Source organism: Leptothrix sp. (in: b-proteobacteria) (assembly GCF_965250675.1).
In the GTDB taxonomy this organism is placed as follows: domain Bacteria; phylum Pseudomonadota; class Gammaproteobacteria; order Burkholderiales; family Burkholderiaceae_C; genus Sphaerotilus.
In genome coordinates this window covers 55,572-72,231 of the sequence record NZ_CBDFPH010000006.1, presented here as the reverse complement: position 1 = coordinate 72,231, position 16,660 = coordinate 55,572, and the positions used below count along the sequence as shown (strand labels likewise).

Genomic DNA, 16,660 nt, shown 5'->3' with positions numbered 1-16,660 from the left:
CACTTCAGCGACGTGGGCCCGCTGCTGAACAGGCGCTTCGACTTCGCCGACGAGTGGACTGGCGACATGGGCCAGCGCATCTTGTTCTCTGGCACTAATGGCTGCGGCAAGACCACCGTGCTGCGTGCAGTGGCCATGCTGTGGGAAGCGGCTGGCGCCTGGCTAGACCACCGAAAGCCGCTGTCCAGGCCCAACCCCGTTCGCGAGTGGCTGCAACGCTGGGCCGGCATGGCGGTAGTGTTGACGGACACCGGGTTGACCGGCTCTGACAACGCGCCAGTCGGGCTGATTTTTGGTGAAGCCGATTGGTGCGCCGCCCTCATGGCACAGCACCCGGCGGTGCAATGGCTGGGTGAAAGCGTGGTGCGCACCGGAAAACCCGGCAGCCCCAAGCGCGACCTGATTTTGCCCCTGGGTGAATGGCTGCAGGCTTGGTCAGACGCGCGCAAGAAGTTGATCCTGGCGTTTGAGCCCACGACCGTACCCAACGTGATTTTCATGGACGCGGAAGAACGCCGTTGGGTGGCGCCCAAGCGCAACGTGGGTGAGAGCTTGGCCGAGCAGCCGGCCTTGCGCTGGGCGCCGCGCTACATCGCCACAGAGGATTGGCGCGGCCAGCTGGAGGCTTCACTGATCAACCTGAAGGTCACGCAGCCGAAGAAGTTCTTCCATGTGATGGGCGAGCTGAATGCCTTCTTGGTGGGCAAGACCATCGAGACCGACATCAAGCCTGGCGAGAACCGGATGCGGGTCAAGCTCAAGGGGCAGCGCGGCCAGTTCCACACGCTGGACGACCTCAGCGCGGGCGAGCATCAGGTGCTGATCATTCTTTACCTGATTGCGCGTTGGGCTGAGAAGGGCTGCCTGGTGCTGATCGACGAACCCGACCTCTACCTGCACCCTTCATTGATCAGTAGCCTGCTGTCGCGCATCGAGAACATGGTTCGTGAGCTTGACGGGCAGTTGCTGATCACTTCCCACATTCCGGAGGTCTGGAACCGGTACGAGAGCACAGGCCGACGGATTGACTTGGGGGCCGGCCATGAGCAACGCTAAAAAGCGTGTCGCGGAGATCCGCGAAGTGCAAGTCGGCGCTTCAGGCAAACGGGTACTGCTGCTGGAGGGCTCGGACGATGTCAGTGCCTTGACCCAGTTTTTGGGTCGCCGCGCGCCCAACTGGGAGCTCAGCTGGGTCTTGGCTGACGCTGGAAGCAAGCGCATGGCGTTGACGATGGCGCCGCTGGAGCCAGACTGGTTAGTGTTGACGGATCGCGACGAGTGGACGCCCGTGGAGGTGGCGCAGCATGAGGCTGCACATCCCAACTTCTTCGTGCTGCCCAGGTTTTGCATGGAGAGTTATCTGGTCGATCCCAGCGAATTGTGGTTGGCCTTGCCGCCAACGCAAAGGGAAAAGCCCGGTGTCAGCGAGCAGGCACTTCAGCAGGCGATGCTGGCCAACATCGATGAATGGCAGTGGCACGCTGCGTTGTGGCAGGTCATCAACCCCATGTGGTCAGGACTGCGGGCCCTTGGCTTCAAGGAGGGCTTGCTGACAACCAACCCTGTGGCGAACGACGCCAGCGTCCAGCAAACATTGCGGGCCTGGGCTGCCTACATCGATGAGACGAGGGTTTACGCGGAGGTCCAGGCAGCGATGGTCGCCATGAGGGCAATTGCTCAGGACAAATTCCTGCACCAGCACCTGTACGCCAAATCGTTTTATCCGCAGGTGGTGCACCGGGCACTTGACCGGTTGCTGGGTGCCAAAGCGTCTAAGGACCGCCGAGTAGCGCTCTTCCGAACTTTGCCGTTGCCTTCCGATCTGGAACCCTTGTGGCAGCGCATGGGGCTGGCCTGATGAAGCAACTGTCAGTAGCCATTCCTCGGGTCGACCGGTAGATGTCGGATAAGCGCATCCTGCCAGCGAACTACGCAAGGTGGCATTTGCAACTAAAACAGCGAATCCAGGCAAACCAGCAGCGAGCGGTTCTGGCTATAAACCGCGAACTGGTGCTGCTGTATTGGCAGATCGGCCGTGACATCCTCGATCGGCAGCAGGCGCAGGGCCGGGGTGCCAAGGTGATCGATCAGCAACTTTGCCGAGCGCCTGAAAAGCGAGGCCGACGCGCTTACGCTGGGCCTGCTGTCATGCCGCCAGCGCCACCGTGTGGTGGCCGAATACGCGCTGCGTGGCAGGACACAGTCGATGGGCATTGCCGAATACCACCTGCAGTTCCTGCCCAGCATCGAGCAGATCGAGGCAGAGTTGGTGACCAACGGTACCAACGACCTCGGCGCTGAAGTTCGGGACAAACTGGGTGGATAACACCAAAATTGGGAAGGCATTCTGCCTGCATCATGTTTTTTACATTAAGGGATGAAGATGAAAAAGAAATATTCGCCTTTGAGCAACGCCCAGTTGCCAGCCTCGCTTGAAGTCCTGACGGCGCTGGAGGCGTCGATGACGCTGCCGTGGGCCAAGACCTATATGGCTGAGTACAAAAAAACAGGTCGAGTGTTTTGTGCGCCAAAATTTGTCAAAAATAATGGAAAAACAAGATCGGATCGAGTGGCCGATCAGGTTTTTGGATTTCACTTCACCAGCGCTTCCTGGCCTTGGCCCAAGTCTTCAAAGAATGTTTTTCTGACGCCGTTGGTGCAACTTGACTTGCTGAACGCGGGCGCGCTGCTAGGCGCAAATCTGGGGGATGGGTTGCTTCAGGTCTGGTTTGATGAGATAGCCCAGGAATGCCAATTGCGCGTCATTCCCGCCAGCGACCTTGACGAGGATCTGGACGTTTTCTTTCCGGACCAAGCGCCCTGGCTCGACGCGGTCCCCACATTTCCATTGGGCATCAATAAAAATGGCTGGCATGGTGTGAAATGGCAAGCGGCCGGGGTGATGTACCCGATCGTCTCACGCTGTTTCTCGGACTTCAGAAAATCTCTTTTTGGGCCTGACGTGGAAGACGGCGAGATTGACTGGTGTAATGCATCTGAATATTTAGATGAGTACCTCATGAAGACCGGAATCTGCATCGATCCAGGCATTAAACATCAATCACGTGATCAACTTTATCTGGGCGGTTACTTGTTTCTCTATGGAAATGAATCTGGTAGAGATGAATGGCCTAAGAACCTTGAGGCGAAGAACTTTGGCATGGCCACCAATACGCTGTTTCACCTGCAAGGAAGCAATGCCTTTTGCAATGTGACGGTTCGATACCGAGAAGACGCTGCAGGCAAGGTCACATTTGAGTGCTCCATGATGAACAATTACTGAATATGGCCACGGATGCACGCGTCAATGACGCACTCACCGCCGCTTTTTCGCACCACGACACCACCTTCTGGCACGACTTGGAGGGTGAGTTTTCTACTGTGATCGACCACCTGGCGTTGGGCGACCGAGTGCGAGTTGTCAAACTGGACGAGCAGCCCGCATTACAGGTAAAGCTTGATGTCGAATCGAGCGTCGTCGCCGGCAACGGCATTCAGTGGCTGTTCTACAGCACCCAGCCCGAGCCGGAACCCGAGCGCGACTGGCTGCTCGACATCCGCCTGCGCTCGCGCACCTTCCGTGCGGACAGCACTTCGATGTTGCTGGAAGACCTGGGCCTGACCGCGCTGTCGCTGGCGCCGCACCTGAAGCTGCGGGGCAAGTTCCTGCGTGCCAAGGACCGAGTCGAGCGCCTCAAGCGGCTGGTGCTGCCAGGTGACGATGCCGAGGCGCTGGACCGCAAGATGATGGCGGTGCTGCTGCGCAGCGACGAGGCCGACCCGCTGGCGCTGGCGCAACGGCTGCTGCACGGGCTGTGGGTGGCGGGCGAGCCACAACTGGCGGCCGAGCCCAAGGGCTGGGCGGAACTTGTCAGCCTGGACCTGGATGCGGCGTTCTGGGTGCTGATGAAGCTGCACCTGGGCTATGACGAATCCAAGCCGTCGTTGGCCGATTTGCTGCGGCGGGTGTTGGTGACGGACTTCGGGCGCGGGCTGGTGGGTGAGGCACCGGCGGCGCTGCAGCACCTGATGCTGCCCAACCGGGTGCTGGCGGCCAATGCCTCGGTGCTGGCGGGGCGCTGGCGCAGCGACCTGAACCTGCACAAGTCCTACGCCGATCTGTCGGCGGCGGTGAGCGATGCGCTGCAGCTGCCGACCCATCTGGCGGGACTGCCAGCCGAGGCCCTGGCCGACTGCGTGACGTTTGCGGTGGTGGAGCGGCAGATTCTGGCAGTGCTCAAGCAGCGCGTGATCGCCCAGGGCGGCGCGGCCTTGCCCGGCCTGCGCCCGCTGGTGGCACGGCGGCGCGATGGCCCCTGGGTCAGCCGGCTGATGGCCGAGGGCAGCGACGAGACGCGCGCACTGGCAGCCTGCTACGACGCGCTGGAGGCGGCGGCCGAGTTCATGGCACTGAAGGAGCAGCACGCCGAGGGCATCAGCTTTGCCGACGCGGCCGAGGGCGCAGCGCAGTACCGCACGGAGCTGTTTGCCTTTGACCAGCTGTACCGGCGCTTTCATTACGCGGCCGGCCGGGTCGAGCCGATGGGCTGGGCGGTGTTGCACGACCTGCGCGACGCGGTGGAGCAGGCCTACAGCGGCTGGTTCATGCCACAGCTGGCATCAGCCTGGTCGCGCGTGGTGGAAGGCCCTGCAGGCCTGCTGAGCCACTGGACACTGGCGGACCTACCGCCGCAGCAGAAGTTCTTCAACGACCGGATCGGTGGCAGGAACAACAAGGTGTTCGTGGTGATCTCGGACGCTTTCCGCTACGAAGCGGCCGAAGAACTAGCCCGCGAAATCAACAGCAAGAACCGCCTCACCGCCCAGCTGGATGCCATGCTGGGCGTGCTGCCGAGCTACACCACGCTGGGCATGGCCGCGCTGCTGCCGCACCAGCGGCTGGCCTACCGGGCCGATGGCAACGTCTGGGCTGACGGACAACCCACCGCCACGCTGGAGGCGCGCCACGCCATCCTGGCGCGCTACGGCGGCATGGCGATCAAAGCCGATGAACTGCTGGCGCTGGGCAAGATCAAGGGCCGTGAGCGGGTGGCGGAGCAGCGGGTGGTCTACGTCTATCACGACCGCATCGACATGCTGGGCGACAAGCAGGCCAGCGAGGGCCAGACCTTCGAGGCGGTGGCTGACACGCTGGGCGAGCTGCAGGCTATCGTCACCTTCATCGTCAACAACCTGAACGGCTCGACGGTACTGGTGACGGCAGACCACGGCTTCGTCTATCAGGAGTCGGCACTGGACGAGGCGGACAAGGCCGCGCTGGGCGACAAGCCCGAGGGCACGGTCAAGGCCAAGAAGCGCTACCTGCTGGGCCGCGATCTGCCGGCCAACGCCAAGACCTGGATGGGTAATACGGCGACCACGGCGGGCACGCATGTGGGTGAGGACAGCTTGGACTTCTGGCTGCCCAAGGGCACGTCCCGCTTCCACTTTGCGGGTGGTGCGCGCTTTGTGCATGGCAGCGCCATGCCGCAGGAGGTGATCGTGCCGGTGGTGACGGTGCGTGAGAACGAGAGCGCCTCGGCCAAGACCCGGCAGGTGGAGTTGAGCCTGCTGGGCGCGTCCAACAAGGTGGTCACCAACACGCAGCGCTTCGAGTTCATCCAGAGCGAGCAGGTGTCGGCGCGGGTGCTTGCGCGCACGGTGCTGGTGTCGCTGCGCGATGGTCAGAGGCTGATCAGCAACGAGCAGGCGCTGACGCTCGACAGCGCCTCGGACAGCATGAACGAGCGCGTGCGCTCGGTGTTCCTGACCATCCGCTCCGGCCAGTACGACCGCCTGCGCGACTACCACCTGGTGGCGCGTGACGCGCAGACCCAGGTTGAGGTGCTGCGCGTGCCGGTGCGCGTGGACCTGGCGTTCTCCAACGATTTCTGAGCCTATCCGCCATGACTGAAACCGCATCCGCAGCCGCCGCACCTGTCGACGTCGATTCACTGCTGAACCGCCACTTTGCCGGCAAGGTGGTCCGCAAGGACCTGACCAAGCTGATCAAGGAGGGCGCCAACGTCCCGGTCTACGTGCTGGAGTACCTGCTGGGCATGTACTGCGCCTCTGACGACGAGGCCACGATCCAGACCGGCCTGACCACCGTCAAGCGCATCCTGGCCGAGAACTATGTGCGGCCCGACGAGGCCGAGAAGGTCAAGTCCAAGATCCGCGAGAGCGGCAGCTACAAGGTGATCGACAAGGTCACCGTCAAGCTCAATGAGAAGCGCGATGTGTACGAGGCGCTGCTGTCCAACCTGGGGGTCAAGAGCGCGGAGATCTCGGACCGCATCGTGCGGCAGTTCGAGAAGCTGCTGGTGGGCGGTATCTGGTGCATCGTGACGCTGCGCTACAGCTTCGAGGAGAACCAGAAGGGCTCGCCCTTTCTGGTCGAGGACTTGAAGCCGATCCAGATGCCCAACATGGACATGGCCGCGCTGTTCGAGGGCCGCAAGGGCTTCAGCGATGAGCAGTGGATCGACGCGCTGATCCGCTCCACCGGCATGGAGCCGACCGCCTTCAAGTCGCGCGTGAAGTGGCACCTGCTGGCGCGCATGATCCCGCTGGTCGAGAACAACTACAACTTCTGCGAGCTGGGGCCGCGAGGCACGGGCAAGAGCCACATCTACAAAGAAATCAGCCCGAACAGCATCCTGGTCTCGGGCGGGCAGACGACGGTGGCCAACCTGTTCTACAACATGGCGGCGCGCAAGGTCGGACTGGTCGGACTGTGGGACTGCGTGGCTTTCGACGAGGTGGCCGGCATCAACTTCAAGGATCAGGACGGCGTCCAGATCATGAAGGACTACATGGCCTCGGGCAGCTTCAGCCGGGGTCGGGAGTCGATCAACGCGAACGCCTCGATGGTGTTCGTCGGCAACCTGCCGCAGGGGCAGACGGTGGAGACCCTGGTCAAGACCAGCCACCTGTTCAGCCCCTTCCCGGACGTGATGATCGACTCGGCATTTTTTGACCGCTTCCACGCCTACGTGCCGGGCTGGGAGATCCCGAAGATGCGGCCGGAGTTCTTCACCAATCAGTTCGGCCTGATCGTCGACTACCTGGCCGAGGCGCTGCGCGAGTTGCGCAAGACCAGCTTTGCCGATGCGATCGACAAGTTCTTCAAGCTGGGCAACCAGCTCAACCAGCGCGACACCATCGCCGTGCGCCGCACGACATCGGGCCTGCTCAAGCTGCTGTGTCCGCACGGCGACTACAACAAGGAACAGGTGCAGCTCTGCCTGGAGTACGCGCTGGAGGCCCGACGTCGCGTCAAGGAGCAGCTCAAGAAGATCGGCGGCATGGAGTTCTACGACGTGCACTTCTCCTACATCGATCTGGAGGACCAGCAGGAGCGGTTCATCACGGTGCCGGAGCAAGGCGGCGGCGGCCTGATTCCTGAAGGGCGCCTGCAGCCCGGCGTGCTGCACACCATCAGCACCGGCACTGGCGGCATGCCGGGGACCTACCGGGCCGAGATCCAGGCGCTGGCGGGCAGCGGCAAGCTGTCGGTGTCGGGTTCGCTTTCGCGCGAGCCGGTGCGGGTGGCGTTCGACTACTTCAAGGCCAACGCCGGCCGGGTCAGTGCTTCCATCAAGCCGACCGAGCGAGACTTTCACGTCCACATCGTCGAGTTGCAGAACAGCGGCAACAACGATGCGCTGACCCTGCCAGCTTTCATCGCGATGTGCTCCGCCGCACTGGCCAAGCCGGTGCAGGCACAAATGGCCGTCATGGGCGACATGAGCCTGGGCGGCACCATCACCAAGGCCAGCAACCTGGCCGAGAGCCTGCAGGTGGCCTTCGATGCCGGCGTCAAGCGCATCTTGCTGCCGATGTCGAGCGTGATGGATCTGCCCACCGTTCCCGGCGAGCTGTTCGCCAAGTTCCAGACCAGCTTCTATTCGGATCCGGTGGATGCGGCGTTCAAGGCGCTGGGAGTGGAGTGAGTTAGGTGCCCGATGGGGTCGCGACACGCATTGCGGTCATCGGATGCCTGCACGGCAAGTACACCTCAAGCTTCGGTATGTCGAGTTCCGGAGCCCTGTCATCCCATCAAGGAGAACCCATGCTGGGCGCCAACACCCCAACCTCGCCGAGATCCTCGAGCAGGAAGACCTGCTGACGCCCAACGACCTGAACACGATGTTGTCGCCAGAGCACGTGGACAGGTAGCTTGAGCCGATGGCAATGTCAGTCGATCGAGCGCAGGTGGGAATTCACCCGAGCAAAGAGTGCCTCCCGTCGACGATCACAACACCCGTCGCAGCCACAGCACGGCGAGGTGTGAGGGCAACTGTGGGGGCAAAAAAGATACCGAACCCACAAAGCCAAACGGGTTAGCTCTTTGTGAGAGCTAACCCGTTGATTTATATGGTGCGGCTGGCAGGATTCGAACCCACGACCCCTTGGTTCGTAGCCAAGTACTCTATCCAACTGAGCTACAGCCGCTTTGCTGCAAGAACGCTAGTATATACCGGCTTTTGAAACGCGGTCAAGCATTTCGCGAAATTTCTTTGTAGCACTCTTGCGCACGGGCTTCGTCGCCTTCTTCTTCGGCAATGCGGGCCAGGGCGCGCCAGGCTTGGCCGCGCAGCGCCGTGTCGGCGCCCCGGGCGCTGGTGACGCCGTCAAGCAAGCGACGGGCGCGGCCCCAGAGTTGACGCTCGGCCATCGCGCGGCCCACAGCGTAGGCCAGCGGAGCATCCTGGGGCTGCGCGGACATGGCAGTTTCCAGCACGGGCAACCAGTCGGCCGGCAAGCCGGGCACGACCAGGATGAAGGCGTCCAGCACGGCCTGGCGTTCACGCTCGCCCAGTTGCGCGAGGCTGTCCCAGTGCGGGCGCAGCCAGTTGCGGCCATCGGCGGCGGCATCCATCTCGACGGCACGACTCACGGCACGGGCGCACACATAGGGATCGCGCCGGTCAGCGGTTTCCAGCTGGGTCCAGACGCGGCGAAGTTGGTCGGCATCACGCGCGGTGTCGACCGCTTCGACAGCCAGCGTGCGCACAATGCCCTGGGCCGCCGTCGGGGCGAAGCCCTGGTGCTTGGCCAGCAGGCGCGCGGTCTTGAGCGCTTCCAGCGGCTGGCGGGCGAGGCGGGCAGCCTGCAGGCGCAGGCGCAGGGCCTGGGTGCGGCGGGCGACGCCAGCGGGCAATTGCGAGAGTTGCTCCAGGCTGCGCTCGGCATCGCGGTCGTCGATCGCCCATTCGGCGGCCAGCAGCAAGACCCCCTCACCCACCGGACGCTGGGCAGCCTGGCTGCCGAGTGCGCTCTGCGCGAGTGCAAGTTGCTCGTCGCGCCGGGTACGGTCTTGCAGGCGATGCAGGCTGCTGGCGGCCAGCATATGCGCCAGCGCGGTGAAATCGCGGTCCACGCCGATCTCAGGCGTCAGCGCATGGATTTCCAGCGCCTGCTGCGCCGCCTTGTGGGCACGGCCATATCGACCGGCAAACAACAGGCCCAGTGCTTCACGCAGCGCCGACTGCGCCGCCTGTTCACGCCGCTGCACACGCCACAGGCGCGCACGCTCGGGCAGGCCGACCAGCCGGTTGAGGGTGCCGAGCGCGTAATAGAGCGCCGCCGTGGCCGCCACCAACAGCAGCAGGAAGAAGTTGAGCGACAGGTCGACCCGCCACGGCGCCCAGTAGATGGACACCAGGCCGTCGTTGGCACCAAGAGTGGCCGCCGCCAGAACGGCGACGATGGAAAGCAGCAGCAGCCAGATCACCGCACGCATGGTCTTGTCCTTCAGCGGCCGGCGAGCGTCGCGGCGATGGCAGCCAGCGTCTCATCCGGTCGGGGCAGCGTGGTCTGGCGACTTTGCGCGGCGATCTGGCGCAGCAGTTCATCGGTGACCTGGGTCTTGCGCGAGTCGGGGTCGAAGTAGCGCGTCAGCGTGGCCTGGGCGCTGCGCAGATCGGCCACCGCCGGATCGAGCTGGCGCGACAGCAGCGACAGGCGCGCATTGAGCAGCCGCAGCTTGAGGTTCTCGCGCACGAAATAGGCCTGCTCGGGTGCGATCAGCATGGCTTCGGGCTCGGCGATGCGCGTGACGCGCAGGAGGCCACGCACCTCGGTCCAGACCTGCGTCAGCGGGCTGCTCCAGGCGTAGAAGCGCGCCGCCCAGCCATCCATCAGCGCTGGCGTTTCCGCCGTTGATGCGCGGGCCGATGCGTGGCGGGCCACGACCGAGGCGCTGCGGGCCACCGGGCTGGCCGCCGCCGCAGGTTCGGAAGCCGCAGACGCCGCAGCCGCAGCGTTGCGCGGCCGCATGGCAGGGGCGGATTGCGAGATCAGCGTCAGTTCATCGACCAGGCGCACCGCCTCGTCGATCTTGATGAGCAGCTGGCCGATATCGGGCACGCCCACCGCACGCACGCGGTCCAGGTCGCGTGCCAGCGCGCGGCGCAGGCGCTCCAGGCGCGGCTGGTTGATGCGCGCCAGGCGCTCGTCGGCGCTGCGCAGCGCAGCGACCAGCGGCTCGGCGCTGCCGGTGATGGCGCTCTGTTGCAGCGCGACGCGGATGCCCGAGTCGATGTCGGTCACCGCGTTCTCATCACGCGAGCGTGACAGCGACTGGATCAGGTCTTCCAGCTGACTGCGCTGCAGCGCCACTTCGGCCAGACGCTGCTCCAGCAAGGCGGATTTGGCAGCCGTGTCGCGGGCGATTTCCTGCGCCTGCTTGGCCAGCACCTGCGCTTCCTGCGCGTTCTGGCTGCTGTCCTGCTGGCGGCGCACCAGTTCCAGCTCCAGGCCGCGCAAGTTCTCGTGCGTGGTCCAGGCCAGCCAGATACCGGCCAGCGCGGCCAGCAGCGTCACCAACGCCACGGCCCAGACCCAGGCGGGCAGATGGGGCAGCGCGGAAGCAACTGGAGAAGCAGCCGGTGCGGCGGACACCACAACCGGCGCAGTTTCAGCAGGCGGCGGGCTGACAGCAGGTGGGGAGGATTCGTTCACGGCGTGATGGATGAGGCAAACATGGGGCGGACATGAGGCGCATACCCCTGCGCAGCCATTGTATAGACGGGTTTCCGACGCACTCAGGCCGTATCGCGCAAGGAATCCACCACGGCGGATGGCGCTGGCGTGATCTGCCTCACGGCGTAAAAACCGGCGGTCATGGCCGTTTGCGCGATGCGCGGGTGCGTGGCCAACACCGGCACCGCCCAGAGGCCGGCCCAGCGGGTGGCGTCGGTGGCGATGAAGTCGCGCAGATGGCCGATGGCCTCGGAGCTGCTGAACAGCCAGGCCGACCGATCCGGCGCGGCTTGCACCGCCTGCAACAGCGCAACCGTGGCCGCGTTCCAGTCGGGTGCGCAACGCCGGTAGGCGGCCAGGCAGTCGACGTGAGCACCCGCCTGGCGCAGCGTGGCGGCGAGCCAGTCGCGCCCGTCGGTGCCACGCACGATCAGCACGGGCTGCGCCGCCCACGGCAGCGCGGCCAGCCGCTGGGTCCAGAGCGCCTCCGCATCGAACTGCGCCGCGTCGGCGTCCGGCGCAGCGATCTGCGCCACATCCAACCCTTGCGCCTGCAACGCCGCCACCGTACCCGGCCCGGTGGCGCCGGCCAGCGTCGACATCGGCCAGACCTGACCCGCTGCACGGGCGCTGAAGAACTGCAGCACCGCGTTCGGGCTGACAAACATCACCAGGCGATAACACCCTGCAGCCAGTGCGGACCAAGCCTCGGCCAGGGCAGCGGCGTGCGCCGGGTCCGCCTCGATGCGCAGCAGCGGCAGCGCCTGCGCCGGCTGGCGCAGGGCCTGCAGGCGCGCGACCCATTCATCGGCCTGCGGCTGGGGCCGTGTCACCAGGACGCACGGCCGCCGCGCGACGAAGGCCTCAGGCATCGGCGGTGGCCGAGGGCAGCGCGGCCAGCAAGGCTTCGCCACCCGCAACGCGCAACTGCGCCACCACGGCCAGGCCGAGCGCCTCAGCGGCAGCCACATCGGCCACCGGCCCTTGGGCCTGCGCGCAGATCAGCGCCACACTGGCGTCCAGCGGATGGCCCAAGCGCGCTTGCAGCTGCAACTCGGCACCGCGCCACTGCGCAAACGCCGCCAGCGGCATGCTGCAGCTGCCGCCCAAGGCGCGCGACACGGCCCGCTCGGCGTGCACCGCCAGCCAGGTCGGCGTGTGCGTCATGGCGGCCAGCGCGGCGCGCAGCGCGGTGGCGTCTTCGCGCACCTCGATGCCCAGCGCGCCCTGGCCAGCCGCGGGCAGCATCCAGTCCGGATCGATCACGGCGCGGATGCGCTCGGCCAGGCCCAGGCGCTTGAGGCCGGCCGCTGCCAGTACGATGCCGTCGTACTGGCCTTCGTCGAGCTTGCGCAGGCGGGTGTCCAGATTGCCGCGCAGCGGCTGCACGTCCAGATCGGGCCGTTGCGCCTTGAGTTGCACCACCCGGCGCAGGCTGGAGGTGCCCACGCGCGCGCCCTGCGGCAGCGCGGCGACGCTCTCGAAGCGCGGCGACACCCAGGCGTCACGCGGGTCTTCGCGCTCCAGCACAGCCGCCAGCACGAAGCCGGCGGGCAGCTCCATCGGCACGTCCTTGAGCGAATGCACGGCCAGCTGGGCGCGGCCTTCTTCCAGTGCAGTTTCGAGTTCCTTGACGAACAGGCCCTTGCCGCCGACCTTGGACAAGGCGCGGTCGAGGATCTGGTCGCCGCGGGTCGTCATGCCCAGCAGGTCGACCGTCACGCCGTGGCGGCGCTGCAGCAGGTCGCGGACGTGTTCGGCCTGCCAGAGCGCCAGACGGCTTTCGCGGGTGGCGATGATGCAAGGCAGGGGCAGGGTTTCAAGGCGCGTGTTCAGGCTCATGTCCGGATTGTCTCGCATGGCCGAAGGGCCTCCGGCACAGGCGAGACACCGCAGCCGTGTGGCCTTGATCTTGCTCGACCCTCTGAAAAGTCGGGTGATACCATCTCGGCTGTAACCAAGTTACCAACCCCACAGCACCGAGGTTTCAATGCCGAGCGCCGTTTCCCGCCCCCGCCCCGCCCCCGCCGTTGCAGCCAAAAAGGCCACCGCAAAGCGCAGTCCGGCCAGTCTGGAACGTCGCAACAGCGACGCCGCCGAGAAGAACCGCCCGCTGATGGAAGACATCCGTCTGCTCGGCCGCATTCTGGGTGACGTGATCCGCGAGCAGGAAGGCCAGGAGGCGTTCGACCTGATCGAGCGCGTGCGCCAGCTGTCGGTGGGCTACCGCCTCAAGCAGGACGCCACCGCCGGCAAGGCGCTGGACCGGCTGCTGAAGAACCTCAGCGGCGACCAGACGGTGAGCGTGATCCGCGCGTTCAGCTACTTCTCGCACCTGGCCAACATCGCCGAAGACCGCCACCACGTGCGCCGCCGCGAAGTGCACGAGGCCCAGGGCGACCTGCAGGAAGGCTCGCTGGCGATGACGTTCGACCGGCTGGCCGAGGCCGACATCCGCGCCTCCGACATTGCCAGGACCCTGCAGCACGCCTACATCTCGCCGGTGCTGACCGCGCACCCGACCGAAGTCCAGCGCAAGAGCATCCTGGACGCCGAGCGCGCCGTGGCCGAGCTGGTGGGCGAGCGCGACGACCTGCGCACCGCCACGCAGAAGGCCGACAACGAGGCCCTGCTGCGCGCCCGCGTCACCCAGCTCTGGCAGACGCGCATGCTGCGCCACGCCAAGCTGACGGTGGCCGACGAGATCGAGAACGCGCTCAGCTACTACCGCAGCACCTTCCTGCGCCAGATTCCGCGCATGTACCGCGCGGTCGAGAAAGCGCTGCCGGGCCACGACATCGCCAGCTTCTTCCGCATGGGCAACTGGATCGGCGGCGACCGCGACGGCAACCCCTTCGTGACCGCCGAGACGCTGACCCGCGCGCTGTCGCGCCAGAGCGAGACCGCACTGCGCCACTACCTGACCGAGGTGCACGCGCTGGGCGGCGAGCTGTCGATCTCGCAGCTGCTGGCCCCGGTGACGCCCGAGATGCAGGCGCTGGCCGAGCGCTCGCCGGACAAGAACGCCCACCGCCAGGACGAGCCGTATCGCCGCGCGCTCATCGGCGTGTACGCCCGACTGGCGGCGACGCTGGAAGAGTTCACCGGCACCGAGGCCCTGCGCCACGCCGTGCCGCCGCAGAACGCCTACACCAGCGCCGCGCAGCTGCTGGACGACCTGCGCATCATCGAAGCCTCGCTGCACAGCCACCACGCCCAGGCGCTGATCGCCCCGCGCTTGGCGCCGCTGATGCGCGCGGTGCAGGTCTTTGGTTTCCACCTCGCCACGGTCGACTTGCGCCAGAGCTCCGACAAGCACGAGGCCGTGGTGGCAGAACTGCTGGCCACCGCGCAGGTCGAGGCCGACTACAGCGCCCTGGATGAAGCCGCGCGCCGCACGCTGCTGGTGCGTCTGCTCAACGAAACGCGCCCGCTGCGCGTGATCGGTGCCGATTACTCCGAGCACAGCCGCAGCGAGCTGGGAATCTTCGAAGCCGCGCGCGCCATGCTGGCGCAGTACGGCCGCGACGCGATCCGCCACTACATCATCAGCCACACCGAGGACGTCTCCGACCTGCTGGAAGTGCTGCTGCTGCAGAAGGAAGTCGGCCTGATGCGCGGCACGCTCAGCGGCGACGCCGTCAACGACCTGATCGTCTCGCCGCTGTTCGAGACCATCGGCGACCTGCGCAACGCCGCGCCGATCATGCGCGACTTCTATGCCCTGCCCGGCATGACCGAGATGATCGTGCGCTCCGGGTCCGAGCAGGACATCATGCTCGGCTACAGCGACAGCAACAAGGACGGCGGCTTCTTCACCAGCAACTGGGAGCTGTACGCGGCCGAGCTGGCACTGGTCGAGCAATTCCAGGCGCTGGGCCAGAGCCACGGCATCACGCTGCGCCTGTTCCACGGCCGCGGCGGCACGGTGGGACGCGGCGGCGGCCCGAGCTACCAGGCCATCCTGGCCCAGCCCCCGGGCACCGTGAACGGCCAGATCCGCCTGACCGAACAGGGCGAGGTCATCGCCTCCAAGTACGCGCACCCCGAGATCGGCCTGCGCAACCTGGAAACGCTGGTCGCGGCCACGCTGGAGGCCACGCTGCTGCACCCGACGCAAAGCGCGCCCAAGAGCTTCCTGGACGCCGCCGCCGAGATCTCCTCGGCCAGCATGGGCGCCTACCGCAAGCTGGTCTACGAGACCCCGGGCTTCACCGACTACTTCTTCAGCGCCACGCCGATCCGCGAGATTGCCGAACTCAACATCGGCTCACGCCCGGCAAGCCGCAAGGCCACCCGTGCCATCGAAGACCTGCGCGCCATTCCCTGGGGCTTCAGCTGGGGCCAGTGCCGCGTCGCGCTGCCGGGCTGGGCGGGCTTCGGCTCGGCCGTCGAGGCGTTCCTGAACGCCCAGGGCGAAGACAAGCGCAAGAGCCGCCTGAGCCTGCTGCAGCGCATGTTCAAGCAGTGGCCGTTCTTCCGCACGCTGATGTCCAACCTCGACATGGTGCTGGCCAAGACCGACCTGCGCATCGCCGCGCGCTACGTCGATCTGGTCGAGGACAAGAAGCTCGGCAAGCGCATCTTCGCGGCCATCGAGGCCGAGTGGACGCTGACCAACCAGGCCCTGAGCCTGATCACCGGCGAGCCGCAGCGCCTGGCCAGCAACCCGACGCTGGCGCGCTCGATCGAGCACCGCTTCCCCTACCTCGACCCGCTCAACCACCTGCAGGTCGAGCTGATGCGCCGCTACCGCGAGCGCAAGGAAGGCGACCCGGTCGATGAACGCATGCAGCGCGGCATCCACATCTCGATCAACGGCGTGGCAGCAGGCCTGCGCAACACGGGCTGATTCGTCTGCTCTGAAAAGCAAAACGCCGGCTTGCAAGCCGGCGTTTTTCATGGCGCGGGTAAAAGGGCTTATTCGCCCATGTCACTCAGCCACATCACTCACCCAGATAGGCGGCCCGCACCTTCGGGTCGTCCAGCAACGCCTGGCCGGCGCCGGTCATGGTGACTTCGCCGGACTCCATCACGTAGCCGCGGTCGGCAATGGCCAGCGCGCGGCTGGCGTTCTGCTCGACCAGCAGCATGGTGACGCCCTGCTTGTGGATGTCGCCGATGACCTCGAAGATCTTGTCGACCATGATGGGCGACAGGCCCATCGACGGCTCATCGAGCAGCAGCACCTTGGGGCGCGCCATCAACGCACGGCCCATCGCCAGCATCTGCTGTTCGCCACCCGACATGGTGCCGGCGAGCTGGTCGCGGCGCTCCTTCAGGCGCGGGAAGATCGAAAACACCTTCTCGATGTCGAGGTCGATTTCGCGGTCGTTGCGCGTGTAGGCGCCCATCTGCAGGTTTTCGGTGATGGTCATGCGCGTGAAGGTGCCGCGCCCTTCCGGAATCATCACCAGGCCCTGCTTGGCCAGATCCCATGAGCCCTGGCCCTTGAGACTCCTGCCGATGTACTGCACGTCGCCGTCGGCGATCGGCTGGGTGCCGGTGACGGCCTTGAGCGTGGTGGTCTTGCCGGCGCCGTTGGCACCGATCAGGCTCACCAGTTCGCCTTCACGCACTTCGAGCGTCACGCCCTTGACGGCCTGGATGCCGCCGTAGGCGACCTTGAGCTTGCTGATGCTGAGCAGCACCTTGTTGTGTTCTGCCATGT

At 65.6% G+C, this 16,660-nt stretch carries 12 protein-coding genes, 1 tRNA gene and 2 pseudogenes; 8 read left to right on the top strand and 7 right to left on the bottom strand.

Annotated features, from left to right (window positions below; all coding sequences use genetic code 11):
- Positions 1-12 precede the first annotated feature (12 nt).
- The 7 genes and pseudogenes from AC5IG3_RS07855 to brxL all read left to right on the top strand — a co-directional run bounded on the left by AC5IG3_RS07855 (position 13) and on the right by brxL (position 7,955).
- Positions 13-1,056, top strand: coding sequence for an AAA family ATPase (locus tag AC5IG3_RS07855; protein WP_491905739.1), 1,044 nt, complete (start codon positions 13-15; stop codon positions 1,054-1,056).
- Positions 1,043-1,858: a hypothetical protein gene (locus AC5IG3_RS07850; RefSeq protein ID WP_491905738.1), complete on the top strand. Its 816-nt coding sequence runs from the start codon at positions 1,043-1,045 to the stop codon at positions 1,856-1,858. The genes AC5IG3_RS07855 and AC5IG3_RS07850 overlap by 14 nt, the downstream gene beginning before the upstream one ends.
- Positions 1,859-1,899: 41 nt before the next feature.
- Positions 1,900-2,091: pseudogene (locus AC5IG3_RS07845) on the top strand (DUF1016 N-terminal domain-containing protein); the annotation flags it as partial.
- Positions 2,087-2,200, top strand: a pseudogene (locus AC5IG3_RS07840) (PDDEXK nuclease domain-containing protein); the annotation flags it as partial. The pseudogenes AC5IG3_RS07845 and AC5IG3_RS07840, both read left to right, overlap by 5 nt.
- 183 nt (positions 2,201-2,383) lie before the next feature.
- Positions 2,384-3,283, top strand: a complete 900-nt coding sequence (locus AC5IG3_RS07835; RefSeq protein WP_491905737.1) for a hypothetical protein — start codon at positions 2,384-2,386, stop codon at positions 3,281-3,283.
- A gap of 2 nt (positions 3,284-3,285) precedes the next feature.
- Entirely contained in the window at positions 3,286-5,895 is a 2,610-nt protein-coding gene (pglZ, locus tag AC5IG3_RS07830; protein ID WP_491905736.1) for a BREX-1 system phosphatase PglZ type A, read from the top strand.
- An 11-nt stretch (positions 5,896-5,906) separates the two neighbouring features.
- Entirely contained in the window at positions 5,907-7,955 is a 2,049-nt protein-coding gene (brxL, locus tag AC5IG3_RS07825) for a protease Lon-related BREX system protein BrxL (RefSeq protein ID WP_491905735.1), read from the top strand.
- A gap of 425 nt (positions 7,956-8,380) precedes the next feature.
- On the opposite strand, the gene AC5IG3_RS07820 is transcribed toward brxL, so the two are convergent.
- The 6 genes from AC5IG3_RS07820 to AC5IG3_RS07795 all read right to left on the bottom strand — a co-directional run bounded on the left by AC5IG3_RS07820 (position 8,381) and on the right by AC5IG3_RS07795 (position 13,116).
- A tRNA-Arg gene (locus tag AC5IG3_RS07820) sits at positions 8,381-8,457 on the bottom strand.
- Positions 8,458-8,500: 43 nt separating this feature from the next.
- The gene (locus AC5IG3_RS07815) at positions 8,501-9,748 is read right to left on the bottom strand and encodes a heme biosynthesis HemY N-terminal domain-containing protein (protein WP_491905734.1); all 1,248 of its coding nucleotides are present in this window, start codon (positions 9,746-9,748) and stop codon (positions 8,501-8,503) included.
- Between the two features lie 11 nt (positions 9,749-9,759).
- A complete protein-coding gene (locus AC5IG3_RS07810) occupies positions 9,760-10,968 on the bottom strand; it encodes a uroporphyrinogen-III C-methyltransferase (protein WP_491905733.1) in 1,209 nt (402 codons plus the stop codon).
- An 83-nt stretch (positions 10,969-11,051) separates the two neighbouring features.
- Positions 11,052-11,861, bottom strand: coding sequence for a uroporphyrinogen-III synthase (locus AC5IG3_RS07805; RefSeq protein ID WP_491905732.1), 810 nt, complete (start codon positions 11,859-11,861; stop codon positions 11,052-11,054).
- On the bottom strand, positions 11,854-12,831 hold the full coding sequence (gene hemC / locus AC5IG3_RS07800) for a hydroxymethylbilane synthase (protein WP_491905731.1): 978 nt from the start codon (positions 12,829-12,831) through the stop codon (positions 11,854-11,856). The genes AC5IG3_RS07805 and hemC overlap by 8 nt, the downstream gene beginning before the upstream one ends.
- Before the next feature lie 120 nt (positions 12,832-12,951).
- Positions 12,952-13,116: a hypothetical protein gene (locus AC5IG3_RS07795; protein ID WP_491905730.1), complete on the bottom strand. Its 165-nt coding sequence runs from the start codon at positions 13,114-13,116 to the stop codon at positions 12,952-12,954.
- Here AC5IG3_RS07795 and ppc point away from each other — a divergent pair.
- A complete protein-coding gene (ppc, locus tag AC5IG3_RS07790; RefSeq protein WP_491905729.1) occupies positions 13,106-15,841 on the top strand; it encodes a phosphoenolpyruvate carboxylase in 2,736 nt (911 codons plus the stop codon). The two genes, AC5IG3_RS07795 and ppc, sit on opposite strands and share 11 nt — an antisense overlap.
- Before the next feature lie 94 nt (positions 15,842-15,935).
- Here the strand turns inward: ppc and AC5IG3_RS07785 are convergent, their stop codons facing one another.
- The gene (locus tag AC5IG3_RS07785) at positions 15,936-16,658 is read right to left on the bottom strand and encodes an ABC transporter ATP-binding protein (RefSeq protein WP_491905728.1); all 723 of its coding nucleotides are present in this window, start codon (positions 16,656-16,658) and stop codon (positions 15,936-15,938) included.
- Positions 16,659-16,660 lie beyond the last annotated feature (2 nt).